Raw genomic sequence first — 19,428 nt, forward strand, 5'->3', positions numbered from 1 at the left:
CTGGTGGCGATGCGGCTTGGGGGAACACCCGTAAACATCCCGAACACGACGGTTAAGCCCGAGACGGCCGAAAGTACTATGCTGGAGACGGCATGGGAGGATAGGTGGCTGCCAGAATCAAATGGGCTTGTAGCTCAGCTGGTTAGAGCGCACGCCTGATAAGCGTGAGGTCGGAAGTTCGAGTCTTCTCAAGCCCAGTACCCGAAAGGGAGACCTGTCGGGAGAACATTAGAAAAAGTAAATATGGGGATGTAGCTCAGTTGGGAGAGCACCTGCCTTGCAAGCAGGGGGTCGAGAGTTCGAATCTCTTCATCTCCACTGGATCGAAAGATCCTGATGTGTACCTTGAAAACTTCATATAGATAAGAAAAGATATCGTCATAAAGAAGATTTTAAGAAGACGAAAGTTTTATTAAGATCTGAAGTATGACACAGACATCCGAGAACAAACAATAATGTAAACCGAAGATCTTTTTTAAGGAATCAGGGAATTGACGAAAGTCAAGGAAATGATTTTTTAAAGAGATCGGGAACTGTGAATTGTTAACGCTATAACAGAAAGCAGTTCCGTCATAAGGAAACGATAAGAGAGATCTTATTTAAAGACTTATGAAAACCGATCAAGCAAAAAAGAGCGCAGGGTGGATGCCTAGGCACTAAGAGCCGAAGAAAGACGTGATAAGCTGCGAAAAGCCACGGGGAGCTGCAAATGAGCTGTGATCCGTGGATATCTGAATGGGGAAACCCGCCATGAGAAACTCATGGCACCGTTTACTGAATCCATAGGTAAACGGAGGGAACCCGGTGAACTGAAACATCTAAGTAGCCGGAGGAAGAGAAAGAAACATCGATTTTCCAAGTAGCGGCGAGCGAACGGGAAAGAGGGCAAACCGGAGCGCGTGCGTTCCGGGGTTCGGACTGCATTTATCATTTCAAACGCGAGCAGAACGGTTTTGGGAAAGCCGGCCGAAGAGGGTGAGAGCCCCGTAAGCGAAGCGAGAGAAAGAGAGCAGGATCCAGAGTACATCGAGACACGAGAAACCTTGATGGAATAAGCGGGGACCACCCCGTAACCCTAAATACTCCTTAGTGACCGATAGCGCATAGTACTGTGAAGGAAAGGTGAAAAGGACCCCGGGAGGGGAGTGAAAGAGAACCTGAAACCCTGTGTTTACAAGCTGTGGAAGTACGATCATTGCGACGTACGACCGCGTACTTTTTGTAGAACGGTCCGGCGAGTTACGTTCACTGGCAAGGATAAGGGCAATGAAAGTCCGGATCCGAAGGGAAACCAAGTCTAAAGAGGGCGAAAGAAGTCAGTGGAGGTAGACCCGAAACCGGGTGACCTATCCATGTCCAGGTTGAAGTTGCCGTAAAAGGCAGTGGAGGACCGCACACACATCCGTTGAAAAGGGTGGTGATGAGGTGTGGATAGGGGAGAAATTCCAATCGAACCCGGAGATAGCTGGTTCTCCTCGAAACAGCTTTAGGGCTGTCCTCACGTATGTCCCATGGAGGTAGAGCACTGAATTTCCGCAGGGGCGTCAAAGCTTACTAAAGAATATCAAACTCCGAATGCCATGGAGATGAAGCGTGGGAGTCAGACTGCACGAGATAAGTTGAGTGGTCAAAAGGGAAAGAGCCCAGACCGCCGGCTAAGGTCCCAAAGTGCGTGTTAAGTGGGAAAGGATGTGGGATCTCGAAGACAACTAGGATGTTGGCTCAGAAGCAGCCAAGCATTCAAAGAGTGCGTAACAGCTCACTAGTCGAGAGGTTCTGCGCCGAAAATGTACCGGGGCTAAAACACGACACCGAAGCCGCGGGATGTAATTTATTACATCGGTAGAGGAGCATTCTTATGTTAGAGAAGCCTGACCGAAAGGACAGGTGGAGAGATAAGAAGAGAGAATGCCGGAATGAGTAGCGAGAGAAAGGTGAGAATCCTTTCGGCCGAATATCTAAGGATTCCAGGGTAAAGCTGATCTGCCCTGGGTAAGTCGGGGCCTAAGGCGAGGGCGAGAGCCGTAGTCGATGGACAACAGGTTGAGATTCCTGTACCTTAGTAAAACAGAACTGTGGGGACGCAGGGTAAAGATGCGAGCCGGGAATGGAGAGACCGGTCGAAGCGCCGAGGGAGGCAGCAGGGAAAACCGCTGCAGGATCTTGAAGCGTGAAGGGAGCGAAATCAAAGTAGCGAAGCGCAAGGATACACTGCCGAGAAAAGCCGCTATTGTTTTTACTAAGCCCGTACCGTAAACCGACACAGGTAGATGAGGAGAAGATCCTAAGGCCGACGGAAGAAGCATTGTTAAGGAATTCGGCAAAATGACCCCGTAACTTCGGGAGAAGGGGTGCCATCCTCCGGGATGGCCGCAGAGAATAGGCTCAAGCAACTGTTTAGCAAAAACACAGGTCTATGCGAAACCGAAAGGTGAAGTATATGGGCTGACGCCTGCCCGGTGCTGGAAGGTTAAGAGGAGAGGTTAGCGTAAGCGAAGCTTTGAATTGAAGCCCCAGTAAACGGCGGCCGTAACTATAACGGTCCTAAGGTAGCGAAATTCCTTGTCGGGTAAGTTCCGACCCGCACGAAAGGCGTAATGATTTGAGCACTGTCTCGACAATGCATCCGGTGAAATTGAAGTACCAGTGAAGATGCTGGTTACCCGCGCCAGGACGGAAAGACCCCATGGAGCTTTACTCCAGTTTGGTACTGGGATTCGATACTGCATGTACAGGATAGGTGGGAGGCGAAGAATTAAGAACGTCAGTTTTTAAGGAGCCGATGTTGGGATACCACCCCTGCAGTATTGGATTTCTAACCTGCGGCCGTAAACCGGTCGGGGGACAATGCCAGGCGGGGAGTTTGACTGGGGCGGTCGCCTCCGAAAGGGTATCGGAGGCGCTCAAAGTTTCCCTCATAATGGTTGGAAACCATTAGAAGAGTGCAAAGGCAGAAGGGAGGCTGACTGCGAGAGCGACGGTTCGAGCAGGTACGAAAGTAGGACTTAGTGATCCGGTGGTATAAAGTGGGATTGCCATCGCTCAACGGATAAAAGCTACCCTGGGGATAACAGGCTTATCACTCCCAAGAGTTCACATCGACGGAGTGGTTTGGCACCTCGATGTCGGCTCATCGCATCCTGGGGCTGCAGCAGGTCCCAAGGGTTGGGCTGTTCGCCCATTAAAGCGGTACGCGAGCTGGGTTCAGAACGTCGTGAGACAGTTCGGTCCCTATCCGGCGCGGGCGGAGGATATCTGAAGGGAGCTGGCCCTAGTACGAGAGGACCGGGCTGGACGGACCACTGGTGTATCAGCTGTCTACCAAAGGCATCGCTGAGTAGCCAAGTCCGGAAGGGATAAACGCTGAAGGCATCTAAGCGTGAAGCCCCCCCTGAGATGAGATATCCCGTCCATTAAGGACATAAGATCCCTTGAAGAGTACAAGGTAGATAGGTCAGAGGTGGAAGTGCCGTAAGGCATGGAGCTGACTGTTACTAATCGATCGAAGGCTTGATCAAGAAGGTTTACGACTAAGTTGGAAGGACAATCTTTTCTCGTTTGATCCGAAGGGTTAAACGGGGTCTCAATCCTAACGGATTGAGACCAGTCACGATTTCGAAGAAATCGTGACAAGCTATATGAAGTTTTGAAGGAACGATAGAGGGCTATAGTTCAGTTGGTAGAACGTTGGTCTCCAAAACCAAATGTCGAGGGTTCAAGTCCTTCTGGCCCTGTTAACCGGTGAGGTGATTCACCGGTTATTTTTTTGAAACAATTCGATAAATGGAAACTGTTTTTCTTGAAATCGTTTCCAAAACGTGTTATATTATTGCCCGGTGCGACGATTGATTATATCAACGTACTGTAATATATGTGGCAGTGGACATTCTTTATCTTCGTTCCAAGCTGCCGAAAGGAGTTCTATTTATGAAGAAATTTACTATTATGCTGAATTCAGCTGAAGATGCACAGGAGTTTGTAAATGCTGCTTCCCAGTGTAACTTTGATATCGATCTGTATAGCGGAAGCATTGCATTAGATGCCAAGTCCCTTCTCGGAGTACTGACAATGGGAACCAAACGGCTCCTTCAGGTTGTAGCCCAGAAGAGAGATGCAGAATTTGAGAGAGCTGCTTCGAAGTTTATGGTTGCTGCCTGATTTTTCAGAGTTGCAAGGATTAAAATTTTTTATCAAGCTTTTAATAGCCAGTGCCTTTTAAAGCACTGGCTCTTTGTATTTGAAGAAGATATACCTTAGATGATTTCCGGTAGAGTGGAATAGCTTTGAATCATTAAGGTTGGATTATTGATCTTGCGAATGATCATTTCGCCGACTTGTATTCCGAGTTCATAAACATTTATGTCTATAACGTCCGGACGTGGATCCAGAATTGTGGTATACGGATAGATATCAAATGTTAGGAATACAATTTCATTGGATTTTTCGTCTGAAAGTTCCCGAAGTGCTCGAGCTGCACCAACTGCAAGCGTGTTGTTTTCGGTTACAATTGCCTTGGGAATAGTTGATCTATTCAAAAATTCTTTTGTAGCCTGATACGCCATTTCCCACGATGAATCTGTATAAGCTACATCTGTTGTTTGAAGAGAGTATCCATTATGTCTAAGATACTTTCGAAATCCATTTTCACGCTCTTTTGAAATGAAATCAGTTTTTCGACCAGCTATAAAAACGGCAGGGAGAGCCTTGCGCTTAATCAGGTAAGCAGCAGCATGCTGGCCTGCCAGTGCGTGGTTTGTGTCGATCCAGCAGAGACGATTATCAAAGTCCGGATGACCGATAACGATATGTGGGAACTGATGATCAACAATCAAGTTTGCAACTTTTTGATTTATTACAGATCCGTGTATTACAATTCCATCGGCACTTTTTTCTTTAATAATGTTCTCTATTGTTTCATTAGGATGATCTTCGTTAGAAATATCCATAAGAGTCATGGTATAGCCATTCTTGGCAAGACTGGAAAATACACCGCACATGATGTCGAATAAATGTGGATTTTGGTACGCCGCTCCTCTTTTTAAATCAGATAGGTATATGACGTTATGCGTATTACCACGTGCAAAATTTACTGCTCTGGCATTAGGAGTGTAGCCAAGCTTTGTGGCAGCATCTTGAACCCGATCAACTGTTTCTTGTGAAATCGTTTTCCAATGATTCATTACTTTTGATACAGTTGAAATAGATACTCCCGCTTCTCTTGCAACATCGCGAATCGTAGCTTTCATAGTCAATCATACTCCATTAGAACACTTCATTTACTTAGATAACTATATCATAATAGTGCATATGAAACTTGCACAAAATCAAATTTTTGGTATAGCGTTTTCCTAATAAACATGGATGTAAAATTGGTTTATTCATTGACTCCTGTAAAACTGCGGTTTTATAATCAGACTTGTTAGGAAAACATGCAAGAAATAAGGAAAATTTTCTTGCATCCGCATTGGAAAACTGATGTTTTATTATGAGGAGGAAGTTGAGAATGAAGAAGAAACTATTAAGCCTTTTGCTTGCCGTTTCTATGGTAGGAACTTTAGGAGCATGTGGCAAAAACAGTACAGATAATACTGCTGCAAAGCAGAAGAAGACGTCTAAAGATCCGGTCCAATCTTTGATTGATAATACAAAGGGACCGGTAAACCTTACTCTCTGGTGCTCAGAGACAGATCAATATCAGTCTGTTATGAAAGAAATCACCGAAGACTTCAAGAAAAAGTATTCGAAGGTTAATTTTAACATTACGATTGGGTCTGAGTCTGAGGCAAATTGTAAAGATGATGTATTAAAGGATGTTGAGGCAGCAGCCGATGTTTTCGTTTTCCCGGATGATCAGCTGCAAGGTTTGGTAGATGCGGGTGCTTTGCAGAGTGTAGATGCAAGCTATACCTATGATCCGAAAAAGACGAATTCAAAGCAGACGGTTAAAGCTGCATCTGTCGATGGTAAACTTTATGCTTATCCTATGACAGCATCCAATGGATATTTCTTGTTCTATGACAAAAATGTTTTTTCCGATGATGATGTAAAAACCATGGATGGGCTTTTGAAAAAAGCAGGAGAGTCCGGAAAGACCGTTGGTATGGAGGCAAGCGGTGCCTGGTATCTCTATAGTTTCTTCAAAGGCGCAGGCTTGGATATGACCATGAATAAGGATGGTTCAAATTCCTGTAATTGGAACGCAACGGACACAAAGTACAAGGGCTCTGATGTTGCTAAAGCAGTAACGGATATTTGTAAAAATAGTGCTTTTGTGAATTGTAAAAATGAAGATGCTCAGGCCTATGCGTTGGATGGCAAGATGGCAGCAGATGTTAATGGTACCTGGGCATCAGAAGCTTTCAAAAAAGCTTATGGAGATGGATACGCTGCTGCAAAGCTTCCGACTTATACGGTAAACGGCGATCAAGTTCAAATGGCTTCTTTTGCCGGCTATAAATTTGCAGGTGTTAATGCGTATTCTAAGCAGACCGGATGGGCCATGCTTCTCGCTGAATTTATCACAAATCAGGAGAATCAGACAAAGATCTTCAATGCAACCGGTGATGGCCCTGCGAATATTGAGGCTGTGAAAGGAGCATCCTCTCCTGCATTGGATGCCTTGGCTGCACAGTCACCATATTCATCCCTTCAGCGAGTAGGTAATGCTTATTGGGATCCGGCCGCATCTTTGGGTGAATCCCTGGTAGAAGGTAATTATTCAGATGCACAGAAGTTGTTGGATGACGCTGTAAAGGGAATTTGCCAAAAGGCTCAGTAACAAAAATAATTTGAAATTTAATCAAAGCTGCGGAAAGAAATTTCCGCAGTTTTGATTAATAAGGATGGGGGACATATGAAGAAAGCAGTGACCGGGCTAAAAGATTATTTCTTGCATTTTGGTAAGGCATTTGCTAATGGAGATATTTGGACAAAAATGTCTGTCCTTCTTATGGGAGCCGGACATATTCGAAATGGACAGATATTCAAAGGTGTACTGGTACAGGCTGTTCAGATCATATTTTATTTGTTTACTGTACAGGTTACATTAAAATATTTGCCCAAATTGAGTACTTTAGGTACAGTGCAGAGAGAGGAACAATTTGATCCTCTGACAATGACTAAAACGGTGAATCACTATGACAATTCGCTTTTGATCCTTTTATTCAGTCTCGTAGGCATTGTACTTACTGTCATATTTATCCTGTTCTTTATCCAGAATGAGAAACATATTTATCAGGTACAAAGAAACAGAGAAGCGGGAAAACATATTAATAATTTCAGGGAAGATTTGAAGGAACTGATTAATGGTAAGTTCTATATCACTCTCCTAGGTCTTCCGGCGATCGGAGTCTTATTAGTAAATATTATCCCTATTTTATTCATGATTTGTATTGCATTTACAAATTATGATAAAAATCATCAACCCCCAACCTATTTATTTACCTGGGTGGGATTGAGTAATTTTAAAACGCTCTTTACTACAAGTATTACAGATTCATTTGGATATGTTTTCGTAAGAATACTTCTTTGGACTTTCATCTGGGCTTTCTGTTCCACATTTACAACTTATTTCGGTGGGATTTTTCTAGCCAAATTTATCAATGATAAGCGTACTCACTGGCAAAAAATGTGGCGGTCTTTATTTGTTATAACGATTGCAATTCCGCAATTTGTTTCTCTGCTTTTGGTTGGTAAAATGTTTAGCAACCATGGGATAGTGAATGCTTTCTGTAATACAAGCGGGCTAACTGGCTTTCTACAGAATATAGGTTTGGTGTCACGTGGCCTGAATTATGTACCGTTTTTGTCAAAGCCAATCTGGGCGCATATCATGGTGATATTAATAAATATTTGGGTCGGAGTTCCATATCAGATGTTGTCTGCTACAGGAATTTTGATGAATATTCCTCAGGATCAACTCGAAGCCGCTAAGATTGATGGCGCCAGTGAGAGGCAGATTTTCTGGAAAATAACAATGCCCTATGTACTGTTTGTGACTGGACCGAGTTTGTTGACGGCTTTCATCGCAAATATTAATAACTTCAATGTGATTTACCTTCTTACTACTGATTTTACGACTACTAACATGAAGTTTGCGAATGCAAATGCCAAAGAAGTAGATCTCCTTGTAACATGGCTTTTTAATTTGACAAACAACTATTCGAATTTCAAGATGGCTTCCGTTATAGGAATTTGCTGCTTTGTGATTTGCGTCTTTTTGACTTTGATTAATTTTGCCAGATTCATTCGGGATAACAGAGAGGAGGAATTTCAATGATTTCCAAAAAGGTTGTGAGACCAATCCTCAGGCATCTGGTTTTAGGAATGCTTGCCTTGCTTTGGCTGATACCGATCATTTGGTTATTTGTTACCTCATTGTCTGCTTATAAGGGCATCAATACGATGCATTTTTTTCCGACAGAATGGTCTCTGGGTAACTATTATCAGTTATTTTTTCGGCCGGATACCGTAGCTAATTTTCCTGCCTGGTTCCGAAATTCTATGATTATAGGTGTTTTTACCTGCCTGATCTCAAGTGCATTTGTATTAATGACAGCATATGCATTTTCATGCATGAGATTCCGTGGTAGAAAGCAACTGATGAGCTTTTCCATTATTCTCGGAATGTTTCCGGGTGTTCTATCTATGATTGCAATCTACTTTGTAATGAAGATGATTGGACTGACAAATAGTATTGTAGGTTTGATTCTTATTTATTCTGCGGGATCGGGTCTTGGATTTCTGATTTTAAAAGGATTCTTTGATACTATTCCGTCATCGCTGCGTGAGTCAGCAAAACTAGATGGAGCATCAGAGCTGACAATCTTTTCTGTCATTGTTATTCCTTTATCGAAACCAATGATTGTATACACAGTAATCAATTCTTTTTTGGCACCTTGGATGGACTTTGTTATGGCTCAGTTAATGATTCGATCCAGAGATCCTCGTGATTGGACTGTGGCAATGGGATTATACAATCTGGTTCAGAAGTCTTTGGTTGGTAAATACTTCTCACTGTTCTGCGCGGGCGGCATTGTGGTTGCTGTTCCAATTTCTATTCTTTTTGTTATCATGCAGAAATTTTATGTGGAAGGCGTTACAGGAGGAGCAGTGAAAGGATAATTATGAATTATAGTGCAGTATGGCATCAGCCGATTTCAAAAGATGCTTATATCAATTCAAATGGATATTTGACGATACGCCTTTCTGCTGCAAGGGGAGATTTAGAGAGTTGTGTGTTATTTTTTGGCGATAGAGTATGCCCGAGGAAACCAATTGAAATGACCCCCATTTCTATGGAATTAGTAGCGAGTGACCTGCTTCGCGATTACTATGAAGTTGAAGTGGTTTCAGATTATACCAGAATTTGCTACTATTTTGAGCTTTGTGATCGAAAAAGAGAAAAAATATATTTTTGTGAATATGGTTTTTCGAAAGAAATTGATTTCGATCGGACACAGTTTTTCCAATATCCTTATCTTCATAGAGATGATGCACTTCGTTTCCCTGAGTGGTCGAAAAATATGGTCATGTATCATATTTTTCCTGACAGTTTTGCTTCTGGTAGACGTGAGATTTCAAAACAAGGAAAAAGGATTGACCTAGGTAATGGCCTGGTCTCCGAATGTCGGAATGGAGGTACATTGCAGGGGATCATTCAAAATATGGATTATATTCGAAATCTTGGAATTACTTGTATATACCTTAATCCGATTTTTAAGGCAGCCTCCTATCACAAATATGACACGATTGATTATAAACAGATAGATCCTTGCATTGGGACAATAGAGGAATTAAAAGAACTGGTCAGAATCTGTCATAAGTCAGGTATCCACGTCATTTTGGATGGTGTATTTAACCATTGTGGAAGCGGATTTTTTGCCTTTCAAGATTTACTCAAGAATGGATTGGATTCAAAATATCGTGATTGGTTTTATAGAGTGGAATATCCCGTATCTTTTACAGACCCTCCTAATTATGAAACCTATGCCTATGTCAAGGAAATGCCAAAGCTTGACACGTCAAATCCTGAGGTTTTGCAGTATTTTTGTGAGGTGGGTCGATACTGGATCCGCGAAGCAGATATCGATGGATGGCGCTTAGACGTGGCCAATGAAATTAATCATAACTTCTGGAGGGAGTTTCGCAGGGCAATTCATGAGGAGAAAGAGGATACTTTTCTAATCGGAGAGATCTGGGAGGATTCGACGGTATGGTTGAGAGGTGATCAATTTGATTCGACTATGAATTATTCTTTTTGCTACAACTGCAGGGAGTTTTTTGCGAAAAACACAATTCAGGTATCGGAGTTTGATGCAAAAATGCAGCACATGTTTATGCGGTATCCTGATATGGTGATGAAAGCACAAATGAATTTTCTGGACACCCATGACGTTCCGAGATTTTTAAGTTACTGCAATGGAGACAGGCGGAAATTAAAACTAGCTGCATTTTATATGTTTTGCACCGAAGGCATACCATCTGTCTTCTATGGCGATGAATTGGGATGTCAGGGGGTTACTGAGGCTGAGTACAGAATGCCAATGCCATGGAACAGAATACAGTCTGAAGAATACCAATTTTACAGATCTTTGATTCATTTGCGAAATGAACATAGAGCGCTATCTGAAGGAATATATCGGACAATTTTATGTGATGATTCGACTGGCATCTACGCATTTATCCGTAGAAATGATGAAGAGACACTATTAGTTGTAATTAACAACAGTAATAAAAAAGAAAGATTTCAATTACCAAGGAATCTTCAGAGTAAGAAATGGGAGGCGTTGTTTCTAAAGACTGTAGAAATTGGCTTGTTAGATGCTTACAGTGGGAATATTTATAAATTGGAGGCATAGCATGAAAAAAGAAGATTGGGACTGATTCTTGCAAGCACCAGGAAGTTGCACAAATGATCCTAATTGGAAGGTAAAAGTTAAGCTTCCCCAAAATAAAGATATAGAGTTCAAAGCAATCAAGAAAGATGGTTCAGGTCATGTGGTATGGGAAAGCGGTAGCAACCATACTTTGCATGTAAAACAAGGTCAAAATAGCTATTCATTTGACTGGTAACCTGATCTTATCTCATATACCCTTCAAAGACCAGGGCAAACCAATGCCCTGGTCATTTTCTGACTTAAAATAGGACATTACGCACTGGCTTTTTTCTAGGAATCAAGCAGTCATTTCTGTATCCTTGTGCTATCATAACTATTATGAATACGCAAATGGATGCACAAATGGATGCACAAACGAGGCCTGTCCTCCATATTTCTGTTCGGAATCTCGTGGAATTTCTCCTCCGCTCCGGGGACATTGATGATCGTACCGGTTCTCAGGATCCCTATAAGTCCATGCAGGCCGGGAGTCGGATCCATCGGAAGATCCAGAAGAGCATGGGATCGGATTATCATGCCGAGGTACCGCTTTCCATCATCCGCTCCTTCGGTGATTATGACCTGATGATCGAAGGCAGAGCAGATGGAGTCTTTATGAATGAGGAGATCCCTTATGGCATCGATGAGATCAAAGGCGTTTACCTGGATCTCGACGCTATGCAGGAACCCATACCTGTCCATCTGGCCCAGGCGAAAGTCTATGCCTATATCATCGGCCAGGCCAATCAGCTTTCTTCTGTTTTTGTCCGGATGACCTATTGTAACCTGGACACCGAGGACATCCGTCGTTTCGAGGAGGACATCTCCTTCGAGGAGCTCAATACCTGGTTCTCGAATCTGATCGACTGCTACAAACGCTGGGCCGACTTCCAGATCCATTGGAAGAAGACATCTCTTCAGTCCATCCATGACATGTCTTTTCCTTATAAATATAGACCCGGCCAGCATCACCTGATCGGGTCGGTTTATCATACCATTTTAGAGAATAAGATCCTTTTCATCCAGGCACCGACCGGTTCGGGCAAAACCCTGGCAACCATATATCCTGCCATCAAGGCAGTGGGAGAGGGGCTAGGCGAGCGAATCTTTTATTTAACGGCAAAGTCTGTCACCAAGAAAGTTGCCATCGATACGATCGAACTCCTTTCCAAGGGCGGTTATCGGGGTAAGACCGTAGAATTGACTGCCAAGGACAGGATCTGTCCTTTAAAAGAGCGCTCCTGCAACCCGGACGACTGTCCCTATGCACTGGGACATTTCGACCGCGTCAATGATGCTGTCTATGAATTTCTGACCGGATCCGACCTCTTCACCAGGGAAAAGATTCAGGAATATGCCATCGAGCGCAAGGTTTGTCCATTTGAGTTTAGTCTGGACCTCTCTTCCTGGTGCGACAATATCATCTGTGACTATAACTATGTCTTCGATCCCACAGCTTATCTCAAACGCTTTTTCGGCGAGGGCGAGCGGGCCAATGCCATTTTTTTGATTGATGAAGCCCATAATCTGGTGGACCGGAGCCGGACCATGTATTCAGCGACTCTTGTCAAGGAAGACCTCCTCCATATCAAAAAGATCCTGAAGAACCGGGCCAAAAAGGTTTGTACCCAGCTGGATCGGGTCAACCGGGCGATGCTGGAGTGGAAGAGGGATTGCGAGAAAGTCCTTCTCCTGCCTGAGATCGATGCCTTTACCTTCAAATGCATGAATTTGGCCTCTGAATTGGAAAAATTCCTGGAGAAGCGGATCTCTTTCCCGGAACGGGATGAAGTGGTCGAATTCTATTTCAATCTGAGGAATTTTCTGGACAGGACCGAGGAAATGGACGAGCGCTACCGGATCTATTGTGACTACGGTGAAGACGGGACCTTTCGCATCCATCTCTTTTGTATGGACCCCTCCAGACAGCTTCAGACCCGGCTGGACCGCTCCAAAGGAACGGTCTTCTTTTCAGCGACATTCCTGCCGGTCCGCTATTATAAAAACCTGCTCTGCACCGAGGAAAATCCCTATGCCGTCTACGCAGAGACCGTTTTCCGCCGGGACCAGTCCTGCATTCTGATCGGGACGGATGTCACAAGTCGTTACAGAGAACGCGGGGATCATATTTATTTGCGCTATGCCCTATATTTAGCCGCAATGGTCAAAGCAAAGCCCGGGAATTATATGGCCTTCTTTCCTTCCTACCGTTTTCTGGAAAATGTATACCAGGCCTTTCTTCTTCATTGTCCGCCGGGCCTTCTTACGATCGCACAATCCTCCGGTATGGGGGATTCAGAGCGGGCAGAATTTCTGGCCAATTTTGAGGAAGATCATCCTTCGGGACTTCTGGGCTTTTGTGTCATGGGCGGGCTCTTTTCGGAGGGGATCGATCTGACTTCGGACCGCCTGATCGGGGCGGCTATCATTGGCACCGGCCTGCCTCAGGTCAATATCGAGCAGAATCTTCTGAGGGATTATTTCGATCAGGCTGAGGAGACCAGGCAGGAAGGCTTCTCCTATGCCTATGTCTATCCGGGCATGGCCAAGGTCCTCCAGGCAGCCGGCCGCGTCATCCGAACCGAAGAGGACCGGGGTGTCATCCTCCTTCTGGACCAACGCTTTCTCTGGAGTGACTATAAAAAAATTCTCCCCAGAGAGTGGGGAGAAATCGAGACTTGTACTGTGGATACGGTGGGAGGACAGCTGGAGAATTTCTGGAAGCAGGTGGAAGAGGAGGATCCCGGGCTTTCTTCAGATTCGGCAGTAGAAAAACCCGGTCCTGCTCCAGATTCAGCAGTAGAAAATCCCGGTCTTGCTCCGGATTCTGCAGTAGAAAAACCCGGTCCTGCTCTGGATTCTGCAGGAGACGATTCCACGTTTATCCAAGATTCGGAAGTAAGCCTAAAAAAGCTTTGACAGAGGCATTCTGAGGCAGGTTGGGATCTGCTGCGGCAACGATGCGGCGGGCCGGAATTGTCTCGGTGAGAGGAAGAATCTTCAGGTTGTGCTTGTCCTGCATGCTTTCTTCCTCCCGCTCCCGGATGCAATAGTCCGGAACGAAGGAGATGCCAAGGCCGATCCGTGACAAGTCGATCAGAAGGTCATTACTGGACAGGCGGACATCCGGGACAAGCTCCAGCTGGTGCTTTAAGAAAAGCTTGTGGAGATAGTCGCTGGTGGTACTTTTCCGGTCCAGCATGAGAAGGGGATATTCACTGACCTGTTTTAAGGTCATGGGCTTGTCCGGGAAGGAAAAGAAGTTCGGATTTCCGATGAAGACATCCCGAAATTCTGCGACCGACTGGGTGATGCAGGACGGTGAGAGAGAAGCATTGGGGTAGTTTACGAGGATGAGGTCTACATTTCCCTGCTCGAGAAGCTCGACACAGCCGAAGGAGGTGGCATTGGTGATCCTGATCGGCACCTGGGGGTAGGCTTTATGGAACTGCTCGAGGTAAGGTACCAGGAAATAGCGGCAGATCGTGTCGCTGGCACCGATGTGGAGCTGGCCGAACTGCATGGCAGCGTCGTCCGACAGGGTCTCCTCGCCGCGGTGGATGAGGTTGATCGCAGGTTCGATGTGCTTCATCAGAAGCTCGCCGGCCGGCGTCAGGCTGACTTTCTTCGTGGTGCGGTAGAAGAGGGGTTGGCCCAGCTTTTTCTCCAGGGTCTTGATGGACTGGGAGACCGCCGACTGGGAAATATAGAGCGCCTTGCTGGCTTCCGAGAAGCTCAAGGAAGATGCAACATAATAGAAGACCTTGTACAGTTCGTAATTTACGTCCATGTGAAACCTTTCTTATTCTTTCTTATTTAAACTTTAAACCTCTTTTTTTTTAAACTTTAAACCTCTTATTTACGATAGCGCCAGTCCGGGATTCAAGTGCAATTATCGTAATACAGCCTGAATTTCAAAATCGCGATAGTGAAAGCAGCCACTTACTATCGTAAAAAACAAAGTCAGCTTGTATTACGATATTTCAAGCAAAAAAGCCGCCTTTTCGAGGCCATTACTATCGTATTTTGAAAATTTTCCTTCTATTACGATAATTTGTCCGCCATGCGTCCCTGCTAAGTAGTGCCAGACCGGGATTCAAGTGCAATTATCGTAATACAGCCTGAATTTCAAAATTACGATAGCGCCAGACCGGGATTCAAGTGCAATTATCGTAATACAGTCTGAATTTCAAAATCACGATAGTGAAAGCATCCACTTACTATCGTAAACAATAAAGTAAGCTTGTATTACGATATTTCAAGCAAAAAAGCCGCCTTTTCGAGGCCATTACTATCGTATTTTGAAAATTTTCCTTCTATTACGATAATTTGTCTGGCATGCGTCCCTTCCGGCATGCGTCGCCAAGTGTCGCCATGTATCGCCATGTGTCGCCATGCATCCCTGCTAAGGATTGTTTGCATGTCCTATATTTGTCCGCCATGCGTCCCTGCTAAGGATTGTTTGCATGTCCTTTGCATGTATTATATTAGTAACAATAATATAATACAAGGTATCATATAAATTCAACTTATAAATTGATTTATTATTAATAATTTCTTCCCCAACTTTTTCTGTGCTATACTTTAGAAACAGATGGGTTAAAATCCCACCGCGTATCTGATAATAGAATCAATGGAGGTAAGCCATGGGGAATGTCAGACGTATTTATGTAGAGAAGAAACCGGCATATGCAGTCAAGGCCAAAGAGCTGATACAGGAATTCAAGAATTTCCTTGGAATCACGGATGTCAAGGCCATTCGGGTCCTGAATCGTTATGACATCGAGAATATCTCAGATGATACTTATCGGAAGGCCATCCGGACCATTTTCTCCGAGCCGCCGGTCGACGACGTCTATGAAGAGACCTTTTCTTACGAAGGACGAACCTTTTCCGTGGAATCCCTTCCGGGCCAGTTTGACCAGAGAGCAGACTCCGCTGTTCAATGTGTAAAGCTTCTGAAAGAAGATGAGGAGCCGGTCATTAAGACCGCTATTACCTATGTCATAGAAGGTGATATTTCTGAGGAAGAGTTTGCTGCCATCAAAAAGCACTGCATCAATCCGGTCGACTCCCGAGAGACCGGCTTAGACAAGCCTGAGACCCTCCGCGACAATTATAAAGAACCGGAAGATGTGAAGATTCTGACCGGTTTTAAAGACATGGCAGAGAAGGATCTGAAGGATCTCTTTGATTCCCTGAATCTCGCCATGACCTTCAAGGATTTCCTTCATATTCAAAATTACTTCCAAAATGACGAGAAGAGGGATCCGTCGATGACGGAAATCCGCGTGCTCGACACCTACTGGTCCGATCACTGCCGTCATACGACCTTCTCTACCGAGCTTACCTCCGTGAAATTCGACGAGGGCTATTACAGAAAGCCGATCGAAGAAACTTTCCAGGATTATAAAGACACCTTCAAGGTTCTTTATAAGGATCGAAACGATAAATTCGTTTGCCTCATGGACATTGCCCTGATTGCAGCCAAGCGCCTCAAGGCCGAAGGCAAGCTGACCGACCAGGAGAAGTCCGATGAGATCAATGCCTGCTCTATTGTAGTCCCGGTCAAAGTGGACGGCAAAGAAGAAGAATGGCTGGTCAATTTCAAAAATGAGACCCATAATCATCCGACCGAAATCGAGCCCTTTGGTGGTGCAGCCACCTGTCTGGGCGGCGCGATCCGGGATCCTCTGTCCGGCCGTACCTATGTCTACCAGGCCATGCGGATCTCCGGCGCAGCCGATCCGACCGGCTCCGTGAAGGACACCCTGGAAGGAAAACTCCCTCAGAAGAAACTGGTCCGTGAGGCCGCTCACGGTTATTCTTCCTATGGAAACCAGATCGGTCTGGCCACCGGCTATGTTCATGAGATCTATCATCCGAACTATGTCGCAAAGCGGATGGAACTTGGCGCTGTCATGGGCGCCGCACCCCGGAGAGCCGTTCAGCGATTGAATTCCGATCCCGGCGACCGCATCATCCTGCTCGGCGGCCGGACCGGCCGTGACGGAATCGGCGGCGCAACCGGTTCTTCCAAGGCCCACAACACCCAGTCAACCGCAGAATGCGGCGCTGAGGTCCAGAAGGGCAATCCTCCGACCGAGCGTAAGATCCAAAGGCTTTTCCGCCGCGAGGAAGTTTCCTATATCATCAAGAAATGTAACGATTTCGGCGCCGGCGGTGTCTCTGTTGCCATCGGCGAGCTGGCTCCCGGTCTTCGGATCAACCTCGATAAGGTACCAAAGAAATACGCCGGCCTGGACGGCACCGAGCTTGCCATCTCCGAATCCCAGGAGCGGATGGCTGTTGTTGTCGCTCCGGAAAATGTAGACCGATTCTTAGCCTATGCAGCAGAAGAGAATCTGGAAGCAGTCGAAGTTGCAGTCGTAACAGAAGTGCCCCGGATGATCCTGACCTGGAGAGGAAAAGAGATCGTCAATATGTCCCGCGCCTTCATCGATACCAACGGCGCTCACCAGGAGACCAAGGTCGAAGCCGAGATGCCGCGCGTCGAGGACAATTTCTTTGAGACCGAGACCATCGAAGCCGTAAGAGATGCTTTGGATGCCGATGATATCAAGGCCGCCTGGCTTTCAACGCTTTCCAATCTCAATGTCGCATCTCAAAAGGGCCTGGTCGAGATGTTTGACGGTTCCATCGGAGCCGGTTCTGTCTACATGCCTTATGGCGGTAAGTACCAGCTGACGGAGACCCAGTCCATGGTGGCAAAACTCCCGGTCGGAGAGCACAAGTGTGATGCCGTCACCATGATGGCCTATGGCTATGATCCCTATCTCACCAGCTGGAGCCCTTACCACGGCGCCCAGTTTGCAGTCCTTTCTTCTCTGTCGAAGATCGTGGCAGCCGGTGGTGATTACAAGAAAGTCCACTTTACCTTCCAGGAATTCTTCCGCAGGATGTCCGAGGACCCCAAGCGCTGGAGCCAGCCTTTCTTAGCCCTCCTCGGCGCTTACCGGGCACAGATCCGGCTGGGTCTGGCTTCCATCGGAGGCAAGGACTCCATGTCCGGAAGCTTCAATGATATTGATGTTCCTCCGACTTTGGTTTCCTTCGCTGTTGATGTTGCAGATGAACATGATATTATCACTCCGGAATTCAAGGCGGCAGGTGACAGGATCGTTCTCTTCCGTCTGGCTCATGATGAGTACGACCAGCCGGATTTCGACCAGGCCATGAAAACTTATGATAAGATTCATGAACTGATTCAGAAGGGCATTATCGTATCGGCCTATGTTGTGGAGGGTTACGGTCTGGCAGAGTCCCTGTCCAAGATGGCTTTCGGTAATGGCATGGGCTTTACATTAAATGCAGACCTTCCGAAAGAGATGCTTTTCCGCCCTTACATCGGAGAGATCGTGGCAGAACTTGCACCGGGCCATGAAGATGCCCTGGAAATCCTGCCGGATGGAGTGGTGGTCTCCCATGTCGGAGAGGTCACAGACGATGGAACCTTCAGCTACGGATCGGTCAAGATCTCTTTGGCAGAGGCAGTATCTTCCTGGAAGAAGCCCCTGGAGAAAGTCTTCCCGACCATCGCAGTCGATGGAAAAGAAGCTGTCGATTCGCCTTTGTATGATGTGAGAAGGAATGCGGCATGCCCGGATTCCAATCAGGAAAACATTGGTAAGGTTTATATTTGTAAGCATAAGGTTGCAAAGCCGAAAGTCTTCATTCCGGTCTTCCCGGGAACCAATACCGAGTACGATTGCGAAGCTGCTTTCGACCGGGCCGGAGCAGAGGCCCACTCGATCGTCTTCAGAAACCGCAATGCCGAGGACATCGTCGAGTCTGTCGATGCCTTCGCCAAAGCAATCCGCGAATCCCAGATCGTCTTCTTCCCGGGCGGTTTCTCGGGCGGCGACGAGCCGGAGGGATCCGCAAAATTCTTTGCAACGGCTTTCCGGAATGAGAAGATCAAGGAAGAGATCCAAAAACTCCTGGATGAGAGGGACGGCCTGGCACTTGGAATCTGTAACGGTTTTCAGGCCCTGATCAAGCTCGGATTAGTGCCTTACGGCGAGATCCATACCCAGAAGGCGGATTCTCCGACCCTGACCTATAATACGATCGGCAGACATATCTCCAAGGAAGCTTACTTAAGAGTGGTTTCGAACAAGAGCCCCTGGCTGATGCAGGCCAAGCTCGGCGGCGTCTATGTGAATCCCGCCAGCCATGGCGAAGGCCGTTTCGTTGCCAATGAAGAGTGGCTGGACAAGTTGTTCAAGAACGGACAGGTTGCTCTCCAGTACTGCGATCCCGACGGCAACGTCTCCATGGATGAAGAGTGGAATATCAACGGATCCTATCGCGCGATCGAAGGCATCACAAGTCCGGACGGCCGGATCCTTGGTAAGATGTGCCACAGCGAGCGCCGCGGCGACCATGTTGCCATCAATATCTACGGCGATCAGGATCTGAAGATCTTCGAGAGCGGAGTAGAGTACTTCAAATAATAAGGGTATAGAAAAAGAAACATCCCCGCCGGTTTACTCGGCGGGGATCTTATGATATTATTTTATAAGTTTAG

At 46.0% G+C, this 19,428-nt stretch carries 10 protein-coding genes, 3 tRNA genes and 2 rRNA genes; 13 read left to right on the plus strand and 2 right to left on the minus strand.

The genetic code is table 11. The features are described from left to right. The 6 genes from rrf to ACKX2L_RS00030 all read left to right on the plus strand — a co-directional run bounded on the left by rrf (nt 1) and on the right by ACKX2L_RS00030 (nt 4,158). Nucleotides 1-117, plus strand: a 5S ribosomal RNA gene (rrf, locus tag ACKX2L_RS00005). Nucleotides 118-123: 6 nt separating this feature from the next. Then, a tRNA-Ile gene (locus ACKX2L_RS00010) sits at nt 124-197 on the plus strand. A gap of 48 nt (nt 198-245) precedes the next feature. Continuing rightward, nucleotides 246-318 (plus strand) — tRNA-Ala (locus ACKX2L_RS00015). 300 nt (nt 319-618) lie between these two features. Next, nucleotides 619-3,518, plus strand: a 23S ribosomal RNA gene (locus ACKX2L_RS00020). Nucleotides 3,519-3,661: 143 nt separating this feature from the next. Beyond that, a tRNA-Trp gene (locus ACKX2L_RS00025) sits at nt 3,662-3,734 on the plus strand. A gap of 193 nt (nt 3,735-3,927) precedes the next feature. Continuing rightward, on the plus strand, nt 3,928-4,158 hold the full coding sequence (locus ACKX2L_RS00030) for an HPr family phosphocarrier protein (RefSeq protein ID WP_497551926.1): 231 nt from the start codon (nt 3,928-3,930) through the stop codon (nt 4,156-4,158). 95 nt (nt 4,159-4,253) lie between these two features. Here the strand turns inward: ACKX2L_RS00030 and ACKX2L_RS00035 are convergent, their stop codons facing one another. Then, the gene (locus tag ACKX2L_RS00035) at nt 4,254-5,246 is read right to left on the minus strand and encodes a LacI family DNA-binding transcriptional regulator (RefSeq protein ID WP_497551925.1); all 993 of its coding nucleotides are present in this window, start codon (nt 5,244-5,246) and stop codon (nt 4,254-4,256) included. A gap of 257 nt (nt 5,247-5,503) precedes the next feature. Between ACKX2L_RS00035 and ACKX2L_RS00040 the strand changes: the two genes are divergently transcribed. From ACKX2L_RS00040 to ACKX2L_RS00065, 6 genes are all read left to right on the plus strand, one after another. Beyond that, nucleotides 5,504-6,778, plus strand: a complete 1,275-nt coding sequence (locus tag ACKX2L_RS00040) for an extracellular solute-binding protein (RefSeq protein ID WP_497551924.1) — start codon at nt 5,504-5,506, stop codon at nt 6,776-6,778. Nucleotides 6,779-6,853: 75 nt separating this feature from the next. Further along, nucleotides 6,854-8,278 (plus strand): carbohydrate ABC transporter permease, encoded by a 1,425-nt coding sequence (locus ACKX2L_RS00045; RefSeq protein WP_497552364.1) that lies wholly within the window; start codon nt 6,854-6,856, stop codon nt 8,276-8,278. Further along, the gene (locus tag ACKX2L_RS00050) at nt 8,275-9,123 is read left to right on the plus strand and encodes a sugar ABC transporter permease (protein WP_497551922.1); all 849 of its coding nucleotides are present in this window, start codon (nt 8,275-8,277) and stop codon (nt 9,121-9,123) included. Before ACKX2L_RS00045 ends, ACKX2L_RS00050 begins: the two co-directional genes overlap by 4 nt. A gap of 2 nt (nt 9,124-9,125) precedes the next feature. Next, the gene (locus ACKX2L_RS00055) at nt 9,126-10,859 is read left to right on the plus strand and encodes a glycoside hydrolase family 13 protein (protein WP_497551921.1); all 1,734 of its coding nucleotides are present in this window, start codon (nt 9,126-9,128) and stop codon (nt 10,857-10,859) included. 28 nt (nt 10,860-10,887) lie between these two features. Beyond that, a complete protein-coding gene (locus ACKX2L_RS00060; protein WP_497551920.1) occupies nt 10,888-11,073 on the plus strand; it encodes a carbohydrate-binding module family 20 domain-containing protein in 186 nt (61 codons plus the stop codon). Between the two features lie 167 nt (nt 11,074-11,240). Next, nucleotides 11,241-13,796, plus strand: a complete 2,556-nt coding sequence (locus tag ACKX2L_RS00065) for an ATP-dependent DNA helicase (protein WP_497551919.1) — start codon at nt 11,241-11,243, stop codon at nt 13,794-13,796. Here ACKX2L_RS00065 and ACKX2L_RS00070 read toward each other — a convergent pair. Continuing rightward, nucleotides 13,759-14,667: a LysR family transcriptional regulator gene (locus ACKX2L_RS00070; protein ID WP_497551918.1), complete on the minus strand. Its 909-nt coding sequence runs from the start codon at nt 14,665-14,667 to the stop codon at nt 13,759-13,761. The genes ACKX2L_RS00065 and ACKX2L_RS00070 overlap by 38 nt on opposite strands. Nucleotides 14,668-15,523: 856 nt before the next feature. On the opposite strand from ACKX2L_RS00070, the gene ACKX2L_RS00075 reads away from it, so the two are divergent. Next, nucleotides 15,524-19,354, plus strand: a complete 3,831-nt coding sequence (locus ACKX2L_RS00075; protein ID WP_497551917.1) for a phosphoribosylformylglycinamidine synthase — start codon at nt 15,524-15,526, stop codon at nt 19,352-19,354. The last annotated feature ends 74 nt before the right edge of the window (nt 19,355-19,428 follow it).

Origin of the sequence: Porcibacter vitabionis (assembly GCF_046263795.1) — a bacterium.
GTDB lineage: Bacteria > Bacillota > Clostridia > Lachnospirales > Lachnospiraceae > Lachnocurva.

Coding starts and splice junctions, on each gene's coding strand:
- ACKX2L_RS00030 (WP_497551926.1), top strand. CDS start 3,928: ATGAAGAAATTTACTATTATGCTGAATTCAGCTGAAGATGCACAGGAG.
- ACKX2L_RS00035 (WP_497551925.1), bottom strand. CDS start 5,246: ATGAAAGCTACGATTCGCGATGTTGCAAGAGAAGCGGGAGTATCTATT.
- ACKX2L_RS00040 (WP_497551924.1), top strand. CDS start 5,504: ATGAAGAAGAAACTATTAAGCCTTTTGCTTGCCGTTTCTATGGTAGGA.
- ACKX2L_RS00045 (WP_497552364.1), top strand. CDS start 6,854: ATGAAGAAAGCAGTGACCGGGCTAAAAGATTATTTCTTGCATTTTGGT.
- ACKX2L_RS00050 (WP_497551922.1), top strand. CDS start 8,275: ATGATTTCCAAAAAGGTTGTGAGACCAATCCTCAGGCATCTGGTTTTA.
- ACKX2L_RS00055 (WP_497551921.1), top strand. CDS start 9,126: ATGAATTATAGTGCAGTATGGCATCAGCCGATTTCAAAAGATGCTTAT.
- ACKX2L_RS00065 (WP_497551919.1), top strand. CDS start 11,241: ATGGATGCACAAACGAGGCCTGTCCTCCATATTTCTGTTCGGAATCTC.
- ACKX2L_RS00070 (WP_497551918.1), bottom strand. CDS start 14,667: ATGGACGTAAATTACGAACTGTACAAGGTCTTCTATTATGTTGCATCT.
- ACKX2L_RS00075 (WP_497551917.1), top strand. CDS start 15,524: ATGGGGAATGTCAGACGTATTTATGTAGAGAAGAAACCGGCATATGCA.